The 16,612-nt window shown below is 57.2% G+C and carries 16 protein-coding genes and 1 riboswitch; of the genes, 4 read left to right on the top strand and 12 right to left on the bottom strand.

Annotated features, from left to right (window positions below):
* Positions 1 to 177 precede the first annotated feature (177 nt).
* The gene (locus H4Q31_RS12500; RefSeq protein WP_185179395.1) at positions 178 to 1,053 is read right to left on the bottom strand and encodes a putative sporulation protein YtxC; all 876 of its coding nucleotides are present in this window, start codon (positions 1,051 to 1,053) and stop codon (positions 178 to 180) included.
* Positions 1,054 to 1,192: 139 nt separating this feature from the next.
* On the opposite strand from H4Q31_RS12500, the gene H4Q31_RS12495 reads away from it, so the two are divergent.
* On the top strand, positions 1,193 to 2,272 hold the full coding sequence (locus tag H4Q31_RS12495; protein ID WP_185179394.1) for a GGDEF domain-containing protein: 1,080 nt from the start codon (positions 1,193 to 1,195) through the stop codon (positions 2,270 to 2,272).
* Positions 2,273 to 2,363: 91 nt separating this feature from the next.
* Here H4Q31_RS12495 and mqnC read toward each other — a convergent pair whose 3' ends face one another.
* From mqnC to metA, 5 genes are all read right to left on the bottom strand, one after another.
* Positions 2,364 to 3,503, bottom strand: coding sequence for a cyclic dehypoxanthinyl futalosine synthase (gene mqnC / locus H4Q31_RS12490; RefSeq protein ID WP_185179393.1), 1,140 nt, complete (start codon positions 3,501 to 3,503; stop codon positions 2,364 to 2,366).
* A 116-nt stretch (positions 3,504 to 3,619) separates the two neighbouring features.
* Positions 3,620 to 4,993: an EAL domain-containing protein gene (locus H4Q31_RS12485; protein ID WP_245347175.1), complete on the bottom strand. Its 1,374-nt coding sequence runs from the start codon at positions 4,991 to 4,993 to the stop codon at positions 3,620 to 3,622.
* A gap of 97 nt (positions 4,994 to 5,090) precedes the next feature.
* Positions 5,091 to 6,263, bottom strand: coding sequence for a trans-sulfuration enzyme family protein (locus tag H4Q31_RS12480; protein WP_185179391.1), 1,173 nt, complete (start codon positions 6,261 to 6,263; stop codon positions 5,091 to 5,093).
* A 5-nt stretch (positions 6,264 to 6,268) separates the two neighbouring features.
* Complete coding sequence (locus H4Q31_RS12475; protein ID WP_185179390.1) at positions 6,269 to 7,429, bottom strand: aminotransferase class I/II-fold pyridoxal phosphate-dependent enzyme; 1,161 nt, start codon at positions 7,427 to 7,429, stop codon at positions 6,269 to 6,271.
* Between the two features lie 76 nt (positions 7,430 to 7,505).
* Complete coding sequence (gene metA, locus H4Q31_RS12470; protein WP_185179389.1) at positions 7,506 to 8,423, bottom strand: homoserine O-acetyltransferase MetA; 918 nt, start codon at positions 8,421 to 8,423, stop codon at positions 7,506 to 7,508.
* Between the two features lie 113 nt (positions 8,424 to 8,536).
* Positions 8,537 to 8,656: riboswitch (SAM riboswitch) on the bottom strand.
* A 341-nt stretch (positions 8,657 to 8,997) separates the two neighbouring features.
* Here metA and corA point away from each other — a divergent pair.
* Positions 8,998 to 9,933: a magnesium/cobalt transporter CorA gene (gene corA, locus H4Q31_RS12465; protein ID WP_185179388.1), complete on the top strand. Its 936-nt coding sequence runs from the start codon at positions 8,998 to 9,000 to the stop codon at positions 9,931 to 9,933.
* A gap of 103 nt (positions 9,934 to 10,036) precedes the next feature.
* Here the strand turns inward: corA and H4Q31_RS12460 are convergent, their stop codons facing one another.
* Positions 10,037 to 11,038 carry an HRDC domain-containing protein gene (locus H4Q31_RS12460; protein WP_185179387.1) on the bottom strand — a complete coding sequence of 334 codons (1,002 nt, stop codon included), beginning with the start codon at positions 11,036 to 11,038 and terminating at the stop codon, positions 10,037 to 10,039.
* A 275-nt stretch (positions 11,039 to 11,313) separates the two neighbouring features.
* On the opposite strand from H4Q31_RS12460, the gene H4Q31_RS12455 reads away from it, so the two are divergent.
* Both H4Q31_RS12455 and H4Q31_RS12450 read left to right on the top strand, forming a co-directional pair.
* Complete coding sequence (locus H4Q31_RS12455; RefSeq protein ID WP_185179386.1) at positions 11,314 to 11,610, top strand: DUF3055 domain-containing protein; 297 nt, start codon at positions 11,314 to 11,316, stop codon at positions 11,608 to 11,610.
* Between the two features lie 85 nt (positions 11,611 to 11,695).
* Positions 11,696 to 11,980, top strand: a complete 285-nt coding sequence (locus H4Q31_RS12450) for a hypothetical protein (protein ID WP_185179385.1) — start codon at positions 11,696 to 11,698, stop codon at positions 11,978 to 11,980.
* Between the two features lie 374 nt (positions 11,981 to 12,354).
* Here the strand turns inward: H4Q31_RS12450 and H4Q31_RS12445 are convergent, their stop codons facing one another.
* From H4Q31_RS12445 to H4Q31_RS12425, 5 genes are all read right to left on the bottom strand, one after another.
* Positions 12,355 to 13,224 (bottom strand): 5'-3' exonuclease, encoded by an 870-nt coding sequence (locus tag H4Q31_RS12445; RefSeq protein ID WP_260440153.1) that lies wholly within the window; start codon positions 13,222 to 13,224, stop codon positions 12,355 to 12,357.
* 55 nt (positions 13,225 to 13,279) lie between these two features.
* Complete coding sequence (locus H4Q31_RS12440; protein ID WP_185179384.1) at positions 13,280 to 14,464, bottom strand: aminotransferase class I/II-fold pyridoxal phosphate-dependent enzyme; 1,185 nt, start codon at positions 14,462 to 14,464, stop codon at positions 13,280 to 13,282.
* 55 nt (positions 14,465 to 14,519) lie between these two features.
* On the bottom strand, positions 14,520 to 15,596 hold the full coding sequence (locus H4Q31_RS12435) for a site-2 protease family protein (protein WP_185179383.1): 1,077 nt from the start codon (positions 15,594 to 15,596) through the stop codon (positions 14,520 to 14,522).
* A gap of 61 nt (positions 15,597 to 15,657) precedes the next feature.
* Positions 15,658 to 16,023, bottom strand: a complete 366-nt coding sequence (locus tag H4Q31_RS12430; protein ID WP_185179382.1) for an arsenate reductase family protein — start codon at positions 16,021 to 16,023, stop codon at positions 15,658 to 15,660.
* 16 nt (positions 16,024 to 16,039) lie between these two features.
* Positions 16,040 to 16,612: RluA family pseudouridine synthase (locus tag H4Q31_RS12425; RefSeq protein ID WP_185179381.1), on the bottom strand; the 573-nt coding region annotated here is incomplete at its 5' end.

Raw genomic sequence — 16,612 nt, 5'->3', positions numbered from 1 at the left:
AGCTCGAAAGGGGTAGATGCCTGCCGGTACCGGAAGGAACTTACAGCCAAGGTTCCTCTCTCTGGGCCGTCCGTTGCGGGCTTCATTGTCTTTCTCAACGCTCTTTTCATTTTTTACACGCAAGGTCGAATATCGGAATTATACCTCCGCCGATCCTCTTCGTCAAGCGTTGGCGCCTTAAGTCGGAAGCTTGGGACAGATCGCCGCCCGTTCCCCGAAGATGCCGAGCAACGTGCGGATCACTTGGGCATCGGGCTCCGGCGTATAAATATACAGATGCCTTGGCGACGCGGCAAGCAGCCGACTGACGAGCATGCTCTCCTCCTGGTCTTCGACACCCTCTCCCCGGGTCTCTGCCAGCGATTCGTCGACTTCCTCTTCATCTCGTTCTAGCGGGCGCATCTTCTCATCATACATTCGAAAGGCATGTCCTCCTGAATGAAGAAGATGAACAGCCGGCAAGCGCACCTCTTGCCATTGAACCATTGATTGGAGAAGCGTGACGAACTCCTGATATTGCCGCTCCATCGCTCGTTCCTCTAGCGCCGTCTCCGCCGCTTCCCGGATCTCGGCGAAGTATTCCTTCAGCCGGAACCGGATGAAGCCATCAAGGTGCATATGTGAATGATCCTTTAGAAAAGCTGCGAACACCCGGCCCCACTTGCGAATTCGCCGGGCTCTTCCCCTACCCGCTTCCGAGCCCGCTTCCGGTTCGCCATCCATAAGCACGATCGCCTCCGAGATCAAGACGTCCGTCTCAATGCCGTCCGCACGCAATCCGAACTGCTTATGCATGACGGAGCGAAGCAAGGAAGGCTCCTTCTCCGTCACTAAATATTCGGCCAGCGCGTGGCCGGTCTTCATGCAGAATTGATCCCGTCCCGTCTCGATCGTCAGGCTGCACCCGATACGTTCTATGTGAGGCGACAACTGCCACGGGCCTTCTCCCCCGGTGCCCGTCAACCCGGCAAACGGCTGGTTCAGCATCATCGCGAGCCGCTTCGATGAATCGCGATCCGCTCCCGTATCGATCGTCCATTCATCCCTTCTCACCTGGATCACCTCCGGCTTCCCTGTTCTTACTATATGGTGACCGAAAAAGGGATATACGATCGGCGATCCGCTATGGTATATTTTATGAATAGACGAAATATTCGGTATATCACTCAACTACTTACGATGAGGCCGATCTATGGAAAACTTCCGTCCCTTCGAATATAACCAGCTTAAATGGAACCGACGGCTGCTTCATCTGTTCTGGTTCATGGTGCTCCTGTCCCTTATTGTTGAATGCACCTATCTAGGAGATGCCCCAAGCGTGGGAGAATTCGTCTGGATGTATATCGTCCGGCCGACGGTTCTGCTCGTTGCCGTTATTCTGATGGCCGAAGCAGGTATTCGGTATCTCCCCAAGCAGCACGACTATATCCTCATCTCATCATCCGCTCTGATCGCTATCATTATCACGATCATTAATTTGGAACAGACATTCGTGCTGTTCTCGCTGTTCGTCCCCGTGCTAGTCAGCTTTTTCTATTACCAGCTTCAGAAATTATTGTTTGCGGTCGCCACCATGTTCTTGTCGTTCGGCGTAATCTGTTGCTTCGATCATAATTTGTACAGCACCGTTAATGTCGGCAAGATCTCCGGTATCCTAAGCATCATGGTGCTCATGTGTTTGTTAATGGTTGGCATGATGATGCGCGGAACGGAGGTGTCCGAATACATCCGCTCTGCTTACGAAGCTAGGCAGGCCTTGCTCGACCGGCCAGACGGAAGCGAGAAGCTGATCTTCAAAGATCCGCTCACCAACGTCTATAACCACACTTCATTCCACGAGCATCTGGATCTCTTAATTAAGCAATGCGAAGCCGGCTCGACCGAATTACATGTCGCGCTCGTAGATCTCGATCGCTTCCGTGAATGGAACGCTTCATACGGCTACCGAGCCGGGGACGAAGTTCTTAGAAGCGTGGCTTCCATTGTCCAAGCCAAGATCGGATATCGGCATTTGCTCGCCCGTTACGGTGGTGAAGAATTCGCAATCCTGTTCGTCGGAACCTCTCTGCAAGCAGCCTCGGACAAGCTCGAGGAGATTCGCGAGGCCATCTCTGCCGTCCCCCATAGTTCGTTCAATCATGGCCATGTGACCGTCAGCGCAGGATTATCCTCCTACTCGGCCGAGCTTGGCAAAGAAGCGTTCCTAGAGCGGGTACGAACTGCGCTAGGCGAAGCCAAGCGATTAGGCCCCAACCGCACGGAGGTTGCTTAAATAGTCTATGAGTTAACACAAAGCAGCCTCGAACGCGAACGAGGCTGCTTTGTTGATTCTAGGACAGAAATTAAGATGGAACTCGATAGAATCAGTTCTGCATGACAAAATCGTGCTCGATCTTCTCGTTCTGATCGTCGTACACTTTCAAAATCTGATATTGCGTATTCCGCTTCGCCGGAATCTTGCCTGCCTCTCGAATGATTTGAAGGCAGAGCTCAATATTGACTTTATGCGTCGTGCCGGCGGCAGAGACGACGTTCTCCTCCATCATCGTGCTGCCGAAGTCATTCGCGCCGTAGGACAACGACAGCTTCCCGATCTCCGGCCCCATCGTCACCCAGGACGACTGGAAGTTGTCGATATTGTCGAGAGCGATTCGGCTGATCGCCAGCGTCTTCAAATATTCCTCCGGCGTAGCCTTCTCCCGCTTCATATTCGTGTTGTCCGGCTGGAACGTCCATGGAATGAACGCTAGGAAGCCTCTTGACGGATAACCATTGTTCAAGCACTCGTCCTGGGCGTCGCGAATGCGAAGCAAGTGGAGCGCACGCTCTTCCATCGATTCGCCGAAGCCGATGACCATTGTGCCCGTTGTCGTCATGCCAACTTGGTGAGCGGTCGTCATTACATCCATCCAGTCGCGCCAGCTGCCCTTCAGCCGGCTGATCTTCTTGCGCGTGCGGTCGTCTAGAATTTCGGCGCCTCCGCCGGGAAGTGAGTCGAGTCCAGCTTCATGCAGCTGGCGGACGACCTCTTCCAACGAGAGCCCGTTCGAGACGTCCTGCATCTTGCGAATCTCCGCCGGTGAGAATGAGTGCATCGTAATGTCCGGGAATCTCGCTTTGATCTTGCGAAGCAGGTCTAAGTAATAAGTGAACGGCAAATCCGGGTTGGTTCCGCCTTGCATGAGAATTTCCGTTCCGCCAACGTCAACCGTCTCCTGGATCTTCTGCAGAATCGCTTCGTCCGGCAGCACGTAGCCTTCCTTCGAACCCGGCGCCCGGTAGAAGGCGCAGAATCGGCAATAGACGTCGCAGATGTTCGTGTAGTTGACGTTGCGGCCGACGACGAAGGTTGTGATCGGCTCCGGATGTCTCCGAAGCATTAACTGATTGGCGGTATTGCCGATCTTCTCAATCTCGTCGCTCTCGAATAGAGCGATAATGTCGTCCTGCATCATTCGTTCGCCTTGAAGGGCGCGATGCAAAATACGGTCTACGGCGTTCATCTGCCGCATCTCCTCTCGCTTAAAGCCTCTGTTTATTCAGCGAAAGACCGATATAGTCCGGCCATAACCGCTTCTCTCACGGCCTATCGTAACATAAAAAGACCGCGGCAGTCACCTTAAGAGGCGACCTTGCCGCGGCGGTACTTAATCCGTTCCTTCGTCTCTTTAAATATCTCGCGTTCATGCTCGTACAGTAGAACGTTTGGCTTCGCAAAGTAATAGCCTTGTCCCATGCCCACGTTAAGCCGGAACAACACGTCTGCCTCTTCCTCGCGCTCTACGCCCTCGGCTACGACTTCGCAGCTCATCTCGCGTGCGGCCGTAACGATCGCGCGAAGGAGACTCTCCTTCACGGAGAATCGGTCAACGAACTGGATGACCGAGCGATCGACCTTGATTAGCTCGGGCGCCAATTCCCCGATCCATTGCAGGCTCGAATAACCGGCTCCCATATCGTCGACGGCGAAGCGGAAGCCGTGCCGGCGGAACTTCTCAAGCGTCTGCGTCATCGCCGCGAAGTCTTCCACCTCATGGCGCTCCGTGATCTCGAAAATAATCTGCGAAGGCGCGATCTCCGGATGCTTCTCCAAGCACTGGAGCGCGTGCGACAAGAATAACGGGTGGGACAACGTCACAGCGGTGACGTTCAGGAAGACGGGCTCGCGGATGCTGCGCGACGCCACCTCATCCAGCGCGAACTTCACAATCATGAACTCCAGCTTGCTGAGTTGGTTGCTCTCGCCTGCGAACCGGAACAAGGCATCCGGCAGATGGAACACGCTGGACGCGGGACCGCGTGTGAGAATCTCCCATCCGAATACGTCCCCGTTCTGCAGATTCATGATCGGCTGCGCCAAGACGGATATGCTGCAATCCCGCAATATTTGGTCGAGCTGTCGCCTGGCCGCGATCACCTGTGGCGTAACCTGCTTGGTCGACAACGCCAAAGCGAATTGATAGGCTTCATCCAAGCGCTCGATTGTACCTTCACTCTCATAATAAGAGGACTTGATCGGCACATACGTGCCAGTCAGCCGAAGCAGCGAACGATACTTGGACAACGCGGGTTCCACGGATATCTTGTATTCAAGCGCGTGCTTGAAATGGTCCGAGAGCCGGAAGAGGCTAGGGGGAACGAACTCATTATCGTCCGGACGATCGCCGCGCACCAGCAAGACGAATTCCTGCGGGCCTAGCTGGTCCATCCCAACCAGATCGGAATCGGCCCAGAACTGAGGGGCCATTGAACGCAGATGACGCTTCGTCTCTGATTGAAGGACTGGAAGCAGATCCTTCCATACTCCGCTAGCCTCAATCGGGCATTCCCAACGATACAGAACCAAATAACATTCGCCGCCTTGCTTCAAATGCTTGTCCAACATCGAAGCGAGAGGGCGGCGCAACGTGAAGTCAGGAGGGAAAAATCGCAGGGAACGATCGGTCCTCAACAGCTTGGCGCCAAGAAAGAGCTGTTCCAATATACGTTGCATGCTCAAGGCGGATCAGCCTCCCGTTAGTAGAAACATCATCCATATTCTATCACGGCGCAAGTCTGTTGAATATGCATTCTCTGGAAAATGGCTATCGTTAATTGTCGAGCGCTTGGTCCAAATCGCGAATGAGGTCGGCTGCATCTTCTAAGCCGACAGAATAACGCACCAGTCCGTCCGTTATCCCTCTCGCGAGACGAACCTCGCGAGGCATCGATGCGTGCGACATCATCGCCGGATAAGAGAGAATGCTCTCCACAGCGCCGAGGCTGACCGCAACGAGCGGAAGCTTAACCCGTCCGAGCAGACGGCGGGCTCGTTCCCCGCTGCCCACGTCGAACGACACGACCGCTCCGCAGCCTCTGGACTGCTTCTCATGAATCTCGCGGCGCGGATGGTCCGCAAGCCCGGGATAATAGACCTTCTCCACGCCCGGATGCTTGCTCAGCCATTCCGCCAGCTTGGCGGCGCTCGCCTCGCTCGCTTCCATCCGCACTTGCAGCGTCTTCATTCCTCTCATGAGCAGCCAGCTCTCTTGAGCGCTCAGCACAGTGCCCAGTCCGTTCTGAAGCTGCTTCACACGGCGCCCAAGCGTCTCATCGGCCGTTACGACAAGGCCGGCTAGCACGTCGCTATGTCCGCTGAGGAACTTGGTCGCGCTATGGATGACGATGTCGATGCCGAGCTCAATCGGCCGCTGATGGTACGGCGTCATGAACGTGTTGTCGAGCATCGTCAGCAGTCCGCGATCCTTCGCCCAACCGGAGATCTCGGCGATATCGGCGATCTTCAGCGTCGGGTTGGAAGGCGTCTCGAGGAACACGGCTTTGGTGTTCGGCTTCAGCGCCGCCTTCACCTGCTCGAAGTCGGTCATATCGACGAACGTCGATTCAATATTCATCCGCGTTAAGATAGTCGTCAGCAGTCGGTAGGTTCCGCCGTATACATCCTCGGTCACGATGACATGATCGCCGGCCGACAGCAGCAGGAACGCCGTCGAGATCGCCGCCATGCCGGAAGCGAAGGCGAATCCGTTCGTTCCGCCTTCCAGCACGGCGATATAGTGCTCAAGCGCCTCCCGCGTCGGATTGCCCGAACGGCTGTAGTCGTGCGCAGGAGGGTTGTCCAGGTCGAAATGATGAAATGTAGACGCCTGATAGATCGGCACGCTTGAAGCGCCGGTCGCTTCGTCGATCTCCTTGCCGAAGTGGATCAGCTTCGTCGCGAAGCGCCTGTCTTCGTTCGACTTGCCTTGATGATGATTGCTCATTCCGCTCACGCTCCCTTGACTTCCTGCAATGCCGCTTCGATCGCTGCCCCGAGATCGGCAATCAGATCGTCAACGTGCTCGATGCCGACCGAGAAGCGCAGGAGCCGATCGTCGACGCCGACCTTGCGCCGGATCTCCTCCGGAATGTCGGCGTGTGTCTGGACGGCCGGATAGGTCAGCAGCGATTCAACGCCGCCGAGGCTCTCGGCGAACGCGATCAGCTCCAGATGCCGTAAGATCGGCTCCACCGTACGAGCGTCCTTCATGCGGAACGAGAAGATACCCGTATTGCCCGAAGCTTGGCGCTGCTGAACGTCATAACCCGGGTGGTGCGGCAAGCCCGGATGGTACACTTCTTCGACCGCCGGATGCTCTTTAAGCCACTGCGCGATCCGCAGCGAATTCGACTGATGGCGCTCCATCCGCAGCGCCAGCGTCTTCAGTCCGCGCATGAGCAGCCAGGAGTCCTGGGGTCCGAGCACCGCGCCGAGCGAATTGTGCAGAATCGCCATCTGCTCCGACAGCTCTTGGCCCTTCGTGACGATAAGGCCGGCGAGCACGTCGTTATGCCCGGCCAAATACTTGGTGGCGCTATGGATTACGATATCGGCGCCAAGCTCGATCGGCCGCTGCAGGAAAGGCGTCAGCAGCGTATTGTCGACGATCGTAATCAGGCCTTTGCGCTTCGCCCAGTCAGCCACCTTAGCCAGATCGGTGATCATCATAAGGGGGTTGGTCGGCGTCTCGATTAGCACCGCCTTCGTAGCTCCCGTGCAGCATGCTTCCAGCTCGTCCAGATCGTTCGTATCGACATAGGAAGCGGTAATGCCGTAACGGGACAAGATCCTCTCGAGCAAGCGATACGTGCCTCCATACAAATCCAGCGAGACAATCAGGTGATCGCCGTGTCCGAACAAAGCGAAGATCGTCGTCAGCGCAGCCATGCCGGAGCTGCAGGCGAAGCCTGCGTCTCCATTCTCCAGATCGGCAGCGGCGGCTTCCAGCACCGAACGCGTCGGGCTCTTCGTCCGCGCGTAGTCGAAGCCCGTGCTCTGGCCGAGCTTCGGGTGGCGGAACGCAGTAGATTGGTAGATCGGGAAGCTGACGGCTCCCGTCTGCGGATCGCTCTGGGATCCAATCTGGGCTAAACGGCTCTCTATGTTCATCAATTAGCGGCCTCCTGCAATGAGATATGTTAAGCGTGCGGGTGCTTAAGCCGATGAATGCCGCAAGCTAGCGCGATTAAATACCGGCTCCAAGATCGTACGGCGTCATCTGGTATACATAATAGTTCAGCCAATTGGAGAACAGCAGATTTGCATGCGCCCTCCAGCTCGACAGCGGCATCTTCGTCGGGTCATTGCTCGGGAAATAATTCACCGGCAGGTCGACTTCGAGCCCTTTGGCTTTGTCACGGTCATACTCCCACTTCAGTGTGAGCGGATCATACTCGGAATGCCCCGTTACGAAAATCTGCTTGCCATCGGCAGTCGCTGCGATATAGACGCCGGCTTCTTCGGATTCCGACCAAATCTCCAATCCGGGCACCTTCTCAATGTCTTCGCGCCGAACCTCCGTATGCCTCGACTGCGGCACGAAGAACATCTCGTCGAAGCCGCGCAGCAGCTGTACGTTGCGTTTGGACAGCGTATGCGGGAAGACGCCGAACAGCTTGCGGCCCAGATCGACCTTCGGCACGCCGAAGTGATGGTACAAGCCGGCTTGGGCGCCCCAGCATATATGGAACGTCGACGTGACGTGGGTGACGCTCCAGTCCATAATGGTTCGAAGCTCGTCCCAATAATCCACTTCTTCGAATTGAAGCTGCTCGACGGGAGCGCCCGTGATGATCATGCCGTCGAAGCGCTGGCTCGAGATCTCGCCGAACGTCTTGTAGAAGCTCTCCAAGTGCTGTTCGGACGTATTCTTGGAGGTGTACGTCTCCGTACGAATGAGGACGGCTTCGATCTGCAGCGGCGTATTGCCGATGAGCCGGAGCAATTGCGTCTCCGTCGTCTCCTTCGTCGGCATCAAATTGAGGATCGCAATCCGCAGCGGGCGAATATCCTGATGGAAGGCGACACTCTCATCCATGACGAAGATGTTCTCGCCGGCCAAGATCTCCTTGGCGGGCAGATGGTCAGGCACTTTAATCGGCATTTCCATAACCTCCTTAAGCTCATCCGAATAAAATCGAGAGGTCAGGCAACGTAAAAAAAACGACCCCTCCGCATGAGAAAAGGTCGTCGTCGTTTATCATCGTACGCGCGCCTCTCTCATCTCTCGAATGCGCGGATATCCGCGCATCCAGCAAGATTTAGCACCGTGCGTCTATGTCGACGCCGGTTGCCGGGCTTCATCGGGCTAGTCCCTCCGCCTGCTCTTGATAAGATGGCTAAATCTTATTCGGTTGTCATGTTCCAAACTAATCTTAATTTACTCGAAAACCCGGCAAGCGTCAAGACGAGCGCCAGTCCTGAAAATATTCTTGAAAGGGGCCTGAGGGAGGATTATACTTATCACGAATTGCGCACGATTTAAAAGCGATGCCGAAAGGGGGGAGCCGGTCATGGAAGGAGATCATCCTGGGCCGAGTCGCACGTTTAATTATTATGAAGCAGGACGCTATTGCGCCGCAGAAGGCGATTCGCGGATCGGCTCCGCCTATTGAACCTTTCCATGCGTTGCGGAATGACGCCCTGCATGAATCATCATGCACAGGGAGCGGATTCCGATGAAAATTCGGCTAGTTAAGAACGGCGTATTCACGCCGATTGAGGACATTACCCAGACGTTGCTTCCGCCCGAAGACGGCTTCTACTGGATCGATGCCGACAATGAAGACCTGCTTGGCCTTCAGCCCTTGTTCGGCATTCATGATCTGGCTGTAGAGGACTGCCTGTCGGAGGATGAGCAGCGTCCGAAGCTGGAAGTATACGAGAGTCATTATTTTATCGTGGTCAACAGCATCCGTTTCGACGATGAAGAGATCTTCCTGAGGTCGCTTAACATGTTCCTCGGGCGCCATTATATCATTACCGTCACGAAGCAGAAGATCAGCGAGCTTCGCGCCATCAAGCCGATTCTGTGGAAGGAAGAAGTGAACGCGGCCGATCGGATGCTGTATCACCTCGTCGACCTTGTCGTCGATAATTACTTCCTCGTCGGCGACCGGATCGAAGCCAGGATCGAGCAGCTTGAGGAAGACATCCTAATGAACACGAAGAAGTCTCATTTGACGGAGATCATTGGACTGCGAAGCGAGATCCTCTGGCTTAAGAAAGGCCTCGGTCCGCAGCGCGACGTCATCGGAGCGCTAAACAAGAAGGAGCTTCGGCTCTTCGACATTCAACTGCAGAAATATTTCGGGGACATTCACGAGAACGCCGTCAAAATATCCGAGACGTTCGAGACGTATCGGGATCTGATGGGCAACTTGCGAGAAGCTTATCAGTCCAGCGTCGCCAACCGCGCCAACGAGATCATGCGCGTATTCACCGCGCTTACGACGATCTTCATGCCGCTGACGTTCCTAACCGGCGTGTATGGAATGAACTTCGATTATATTCCGGGCATGCACGACCGCTACGGTTCCATTGTTCTGCTGTTCATTATGGCATTCCTCGGGTTCGGCATGTTCTATCTCTTCCGCAAGAAGGATTGGCTATGAGCAGCGGCCAGCCTTATCCGTTATGACAGGCACTCCGGTTCGCGTGCGGCGAAAACGGAGTGCCTTCTTCGTTAGCGGTCTGGGTTCGAGCGGATCCAATCGGTCACACCGCAGACTCACGGGTTCTGCGGAAGCGGATGCGGACCATTCGCAGCTTCTCGTAACGAAGCGCGGTCTCTTGTCCTCCGCCGTTCTCCGCTTCGGCATACAGCCGTTGATAGACCGGCTTCAAGTACCGGTCGCCAAGCTCAGCCAGCGCCGCCTCCGCGCGGCTAAGCTCCTCTCCGTCCATGGCGGACAGCTCTTGCTCCACGAGCGGCAGCACGTCGTAACCCTCCTCGTCGAGCCGATCGATTCGCTCCACGAGCATCCGCCGGTCTACGCCCAGTTCCTTCTCCAGCTGACTCACCGATAAGCCTTGGCGGATCGCTGTCAGCAGCTTCTTCCTCTCTTGGACGACCGTAAGGCTCTTGCCATACTTCTCTTCCTTCTGCCGGAACGTCCAATCCGCGAGCGTCTCGTCGGATACGGCGGACGCCACCCAGTCAAGCGGGAAGACGTGATCGCGCGGCATCTCGCGAATCAGGCCGATCAACTCTTCTCCGTACTTCTCGATCTTCGCCTTGCCGAAGCCGGGAATCTGCTTCAGCTCCTCAATCGTCCGCGGCACGAATACCGCCAGCAGCTGCAATTCGCGATTCGTCGCGATCATGTAGGCGGCGCGACGATCCTCGGCTGCCTTCGTTCGGCGCCAAATGCGCAGCGGCTCCAGCTCTTCCTTCATGTCGAATTGATCGGCGTAGCATTGCAGCAATGCCGGCAGCGGGGGCCGGCGTTCCCAGAATGGGGCATCTTCGAGCATGCCGTCTATCAAGGGACGATAGCCCTCCCTCATCTTGCGGGCGACCCCGAAGCGGAACGCCGCGAGCAGCTCCTCCCAGCTCGTCCCTTCATACCAATTGTCCTGCGACATCTCTCCTTGATCGCCGAACGAATGCCAGCCGGCGGACCAGATTCCCTGGTTCTCCCCGATGTATACCTGTCCTCTCTCGGCGTCTGCCGTTCCCTCCGTGCGTTCGAACCGATTCAGAAACACGATCTCCATCGCCTTGCCTCCTTATTGCCCATGCGGGCTTAATAGTCGTTCCGGCGCGAATCCGTCGGCGCAAAAACAATAAAGAAGCACCTCTTCCGCCTAACGGATAGAGGTGCTTCCTCTTCACTGCAACCCGAACATTGTAAAATTAGTTTAGCAAATATGGTTCAATTTGACAAGCGCGTCTTTTGCTTCGCTTCTTCGCCATATGTTACTGTTAATCTATGCCTAACAGAAAGCCTTATCGAGTATATTTTCCTTAATTCGGGAAGGAGAATCACGCCATGCAGCTCAAGGATTACGACTTTCTCTCTGACAGCACGGAAGCGACGTCAACCCGGTTCGTCACCTTCGTGTCGCCAGGGCTTCGGCGATTCGATCTAGCCATCCTGACAACCAATCGGTTCTATGGCAAGAAGCTCGTCATTGACCTTCAGTCCGGACGGAGCGGCGTACTCGCCGCAGACGACCTGGAGGAAGAAGGCGTGATCGAAGCCGTCTTCCGCATCGGCGAAGAGGAAGCGGCGGAGCTGTCCGCCTTCCTCACAATGGTGCTCGGCGAGGCGTACTTCGCGGACTAGGCGCGCTTGGAGGCAAGAGCATTGCATAATTGTCACAAGGATGGACTATTCTAACGGAATACCAGCCTAGGAGGTTAAGCGCCGAATGCCATCGTTCGAAGAAGAATACAAGCCGCCTAAGGCGGATTTGGCAACGGTTGAATCGCGCCGCAACGACTTGGCTGCCGAAGAGTTCCCGGAGGGGCCTTACGGCTCGGACATCCTCGCGTCATCGCTCGGCAAGAGCACGCCGTGGAGGCCGGAGCAACGGTCAGCCAGCCCTTATTCGTATGAGAACCGCGAGCTTCATGCCGGCTTCGAACGCGAATATCCGGACGATCACGAGCTTCATGACGAAGCGAACGACGACTCGACGAACGACTCCGGCTAGCTGCATAAGCTATGCAACTAGAAGACCCGCGCCGCCCCGAACGAATGGTTCGTCCGAGAGCAGACACGGGTCTTCGGCTTCCCGTTTATCCAATTCCGCAGGAACCGGGATAACCGTCATTCTTCTTCTGTTGCTCGAGCCGGCTCCTCATCTCGTCGTCGCCAGGCATCTCCGCGACAACTTTACCCGTTTGTTTCGCCTCATCAGTACGATTATGAAGCTTATTCGGAGGGTCCAAGAATTGGTTGTTATGCAGCGCGCCTTCAGGCTCGCCAGTCTTCTGTTGATGGTCATTCGTCAATGTTGGACACCTCTTCACTTAGGATGTCCCCCTAAATTGCTCCAACGCCAGAGGTTTTATTCTGGCGGGCAGCTTAACCGATCAGCTTGAGCAGCGGCGTCAGCCGATACTTCTCGAACACCTCATATGCCGTGTCCGGCGGCGCGGTCCACAAGCATTCCGTTAGCTCGCAATCGACCGGCGCATCCAACCGGATGCGGGCCAGATCGCGCGACAGATGAAGCATCTCCAGATCGCTCTCAATCTTCTTGCGCACGCTTGCCGACAGCCCTTCCAAATTGGCGAGAATGCCGTCGATGTTCTCGTATTCCAGCAGCAGCTTAAGTGCCGTCTTCTCGCCGATCCCTTTGACGCCAGGGTAATTGTCGCTCGTGTCCCCAGTCAGGCCCTTAAGCTCGACGATCTGGAACGGCAGCAGCCCTTTGTCCTCCTTGAGATAATCCAAGTCGTACACGCAGTAGTTGGAACGTCCCTTCTTCATGATGACGACATGAATCCGCTCCGATACGAGCTGCAGCAGGTCGTGGTCGCCCGACAGCACGTACACGTGCCCTTGCGAGCTCAGACGGGTCGACAGCGTGCCGATGCAATCGTCCGCCTCGTAGCCGGGCATGCCCACGTTCGGGATGCCAAGCGCGGCGACGATATCCTTCACGAGGCTGAATTGCGGAACCAGATCGTCCGGCGCGTCCGGGCGATTGGCTTTGTAGCCGTCGTACAATTCGGAACGGAACGTCTTGCTGCCCATATCCCAACAGCACAGCACATGCGACGGCTTGAATTCGGTCATCGCGTCGAACAAATATTGCAGGAAGCCGAAGATCGCATTCGTCGGCGTCCCGTCCGCCAGTCTTCGCGGATAAGCTTGAGCGAAGTACGCCCGGAACAGCAGCGCCATCCCGTCGACGATCAGAATCTTCGGTTGTTGATCCGTCGCTTGCAATCGAATTCCTCCTTTGAACCTATGATTTATATAGGGTGAAAAGTTAGTCCTTGTTCTAGGACGGCAAAGCGCCCGAACGCAGAAACCGCCCGATCCGGCGAGCCGCTTCTAGCAGGCGCTCCTCCGAATCGATGAAGGCGAGCCGCACGTATCCCTCGCCCCGTTCGCCGAAGGCGTTGCCCGGCACGACGGCCACGCCCTCGGCTTCGATCAGCCGCTGCGCGAAGCCGCGCGAGCTCCAGCCTGCCGGGACCGGGCACCACGCGAACATCGTGGCGCGCGGCATCGGCACGTCCCAGCCTTCTTCGCGCAGCGCCCGTATGAACAGATCGCGCCGGGGCTCGTACAGCTCGGATGCCTGCTGTGGACCGGCCATGTCCCGCTCCAGCGCGACAGCCGCCGCTTCCTGCACAGCATGGAAGACGCCGAAGTCGATGTTCTGCTTGAACTGCAGCAGCGTCTTCAGCACCTCCGGGTTGCCGACGGCGAAGCCGATGCGGGCGCCGGCCATATGGAACGACTTCGACAGCGAGTGGAACTCGATCGCGACGTCCTTCGCGCCGGGCACCTCCAGCACGCTCGGCGGCCGGAAGCCGCCATACGCCAATTCACTGTAGGCGTTGTCGTGCACGAGCAGCACGCCGCGGCGGCGCGCGATGTCCACCAGCTTCTCGAATAGGGACAAGTCGGCCACCGCGGATAGCGGATTGCTCGGGTAGTTGAGCAGCATGAACTTGATTCGGCCCCACGCTTCCTCCGGCACCGCGTCGAAGTCGGGCAAGTAGCCGTTCTCCTCCAGCAGCGGCAGCATAACGGTCTCCACGCCGGCAGCCCCGAGCCCCGCCTGGTACACCGGGTAGCCCGGATCCGGCAGCAGCGCGAAGTCGCCTGGGTCGGTGATCGCCATCGCTAGATGCGACAGGCCGTCCTGCGTGCCCATGAGCGACAGTACCTCGCGATTCGGATCGAGCTTAACGCCGAAGCGGTGTTCAAACCAGCGGGCTGCACTCTCGCGGAAGCGCTGCGTGCCTAGCGTCCCTGGATACGAATAGTTGTCCGGCGACATGGCTGCCTTCGCCAACGCGGATCTAATCTCCTCGGAAGGCGGGCTGGCCGGCGTTCCGATGTCCAGCGGGATGACGTCTACGCCTCGAGCGCGAGCTTCATTTTTCCAAGCGGATACTTCGGAGAAGATAGATGAGCCCATGCGGTCCAGCCGCTGCGATCTCCACTTATTCATGATGCCTCTTCCTTCCGTCTGTCGGTTCCAGATTGCCGAGCGCCGGCAACGCGGCTTAACGCTCCAACGCGCCGATCTGATGAATATACGCCATCATTGCGAACAGCGCAGCGGCGAGCCCGCCGTACATGACGCCGTATTTGATCCGCGTCAGCGCGGATACCTCGTAGTAGTTGGACGGCTCGTATAGCTCGTAATATAGCCGAACTGTAAAGGTGATTTGGTTCGCTTCGTCGGGCTCGGACACTTGTACAACCGTGGCGTTATGAACGATGCAAGGCTGATTGATCTCCATCTCCCCGCGATAATTTAGCTGCTCCCAGTAGAAGGTGGCGACATGCTGGCCGTCCATTCGGCAATAGGCCGAGATCGGCAGGCTGCCGCGGCGCACTTGACCTGTGTAGTACCAGGATGGAAGCAACGGATCGGCTGCAGTCTGATACACGCCTTCCGTCCAGTTATAGTCCTTGCGATTGCGTTCGCCGAAGAAGCGTTTATACATATGCCACATCAGCCAGATCCAAATGATGACGTAGATGAAGCTGCCCGTGTACCAGATGATAATCGGAAACGCGACAACGCCGACGACCCAGAGCCAGCGGCTGACAGCGGCGGCGATGCGGCCCCCGTCAAGCGGGTGCATCGGGAGCAAATTAAATAAGTTAATCAGAAATCCGATATAAGCGAGCGCGACCCACGCTTCGTAGCCTGTCCACTCCCACAGCCCGAAGCAGACCAGCGCCGCCAACGAGCCGAGCATAGGTCCGCCTAACGCGATTGCGGCTTCCGTCTCGGCGTCCTTCGGATTGCGCTTCATCATGATGAGCGCCCCGAAGAAGGGAATGAAGAGCGGCGCCGACACCGGCAAGCCGCGCCGCTTCGCGGCCCAGACATGGCCCATCTCGTGAAGGAAGAGCAAGGCGACCAATCCGATCGCGAACGTCCAAGGATAGACCGTCGCGTAGAATGCGACGCTAATCAGTGCCGTGAGCAGCGTTTGTAACTTCAGCAGGCCGATCAGAGATTTGGCTTTGGACAACAGGAGGATGAGCCCCGCTGTCCATGCCCATGAGCCTTTCTTGCGATTGGTGCTCTTCGCTTCCCGTTCCGGGGAGCCCATGTCCAGAGACAATGGTTCGCACGTCCCTTCTGTTCGCGCCGGCTAGGGCGGCGCTTCGCATGATGGCCGATCGTTAGCGCGCCTGCCAAGCTTCCTTCGCGTCGTCGCGGAAGCCTACAGTCGCCCTCTTGCCGTCCGTGATGACGGGGCGCTTGATCAGCATGCCGTTCGAGGCGAGCACTTGGATCTTCTGCTCGTCGGTCATGCCGGGCAATTTATCCTTCAAGCCCTGCGAGCGGTACGCATCGCCGGAGACGTTGAACCACTTGGCGATCGGCAAGCCGCTTAAGGAGATATATTCCGAGAGCTCTGCGGGCGACGGCGGCGTCTCGACGATATGGCGAAGCTCCAGCTCGTGCCCTTGCTCCTTCAGCCATTTGACGGCCTCGCGGCACGTACTGCATGGCGGGTATTGATAGACGATTAGCGGCTGGCTCATGTTGTCTAGCTCCTCCTCAAGTGGTTGTCGATTCTAGATGTGCCGGCAGCGCGGACAGCTCGTCCTCGAGCGCGCGCAGGTCGGCAGGCAGCGAAGCTTGAAGCGCCATCGGCTCGCCTGTGACCGGGTGGCGGAATGCCAGCAGCGACGCATGCAGCGCTTGCCTGCCGATGACAGCGTTCAGGCGGCGCGCCAGCTCTGTATGCTCCCAAGCGGGATCAGCGTAATAGGCGTCGCCGATCAGCGGACAGCCGACGGACCCCAGATGGACGCGAATCTGATGCGTGCGTCCCGTGCCAAGGCGGATGTCCAGCGCGCTCGCGCCGCAAGGGTAAGCCGCTGCCACCTGATAGAAGGTGAGCGACGGCGCGCCGTCTTCGCGCACCGCCCGCCGGTGGGGATCCTCCGGGATGCGCCCGATCGGCGCGTTCACTTCGCCTTCGTCCGCAGGCGGCCGGCCGTAGACGTAGGCGCGGTACTTTTTCTCCACGGCGCCTTCCATCATCTGAACCGACAGCTGCTGATGGGCGTAAGGGTGCTTCGCGACAATAACGAGCCCCGACGTATCCTCATCCAGCCGGTGCACCGG

The organism is Cohnella lubricantis, assembly GCF_014212015.1.
Classification (GTDB): Bacteria; Bacillota; Bacilli; order Paenibacillales; family Paenibacillaceae; genus Cohnella; species Cohnella lubricantis.
This window is presented reverse-complemented; position numbering and strand designations above follow the sequence as displayed.

What these genes read in the sequence shown, in the direction of transcription:
- H4Q31_RS12495 (WP_185179394.1), top strand. Translation starts at nt 1,193, where the DNA reads ATGGAAAACTTCCGTCCCTTCGAATATAACCAGCTTAAATGGAACCGA.
- mqnC (WP_185179393.1), bottom strand. Translation starts at nt 3,503, where the DNA reads ATGAACGCCGTAGACCGTATTTTGCATCGCGCCCTTCAAGGCGAACGA.
- H4Q31_RS12485 (WP_245347175.1), bottom strand. Translation starts at nt 4,993, where the DNA reads ATGCAACGTATATTGGAACAGCTCTTTCTTGGCGCCAAGCTGTTGAGG.
- H4Q31_RS12480 (WP_185179391.1), bottom strand. Translation starts at nt 6,263, where the DNA reads ATGAGCAATCATCATCAAGGCAAGTCGAACGAAGACAGGCGCTTCGCG.
- H4Q31_RS12475 (WP_185179390.1), bottom strand. Translation starts at nt 7,429, where the DNA reads ATGAACATAGAGAGCCGTTTAGCCCAGATTGGATCCCAGAGCGATCCG.
- metA (WP_185179389.1), bottom strand. Translation starts at nt 8,423, where the DNA reads ATGCCGATTAAAGTGCCTGACCATCTGCCCGCCAAGGAGATCTTGGCC.
- corA (WP_185179388.1), top strand. Translation starts at nt 8,998, where the DNA reads ATGAAAATTCGGCTAGTTAAGAACGGCGTATTCACGCCGATTGAGGAC.
- H4Q31_RS12460 (WP_185179387.1), bottom strand. Translation starts at nt 11,038, where the DNA reads ATGGAGATCGTGTTTCTGAATCGGTTCGAACGCACGGAGGGAACGGCA.
- H4Q31_RS12455 (WP_185179386.1), top strand. Translation starts at nt 11,314, where the DNA reads ATGCAGCTCAAGGATTACGACTTTCTCTCTGACAGCACGGAAGCGACG.
- H4Q31_RS12450 (WP_185179385.1), top strand. Translation starts at nt 11,696, where the DNA reads ATGCCATCGTTCGAAGAAGAATACAAGCCGCCTAAGGCGGATTTGGCA.
- H4Q31_RS12440 (WP_185179384.1), bottom strand. Translation starts at nt 14,464, where the DNA reads ATGAATAAGTGGAGATCGCAGCGGCTGGACCGCATGGGCTCATCTATC.
- H4Q31_RS12430 (WP_185179382.1), bottom strand. Translation starts at nt 16,023, where the DNA reads ATGAGCCAGCCGCTAATCGTCTATCAATACCCGCCATGCAGTACGTGC.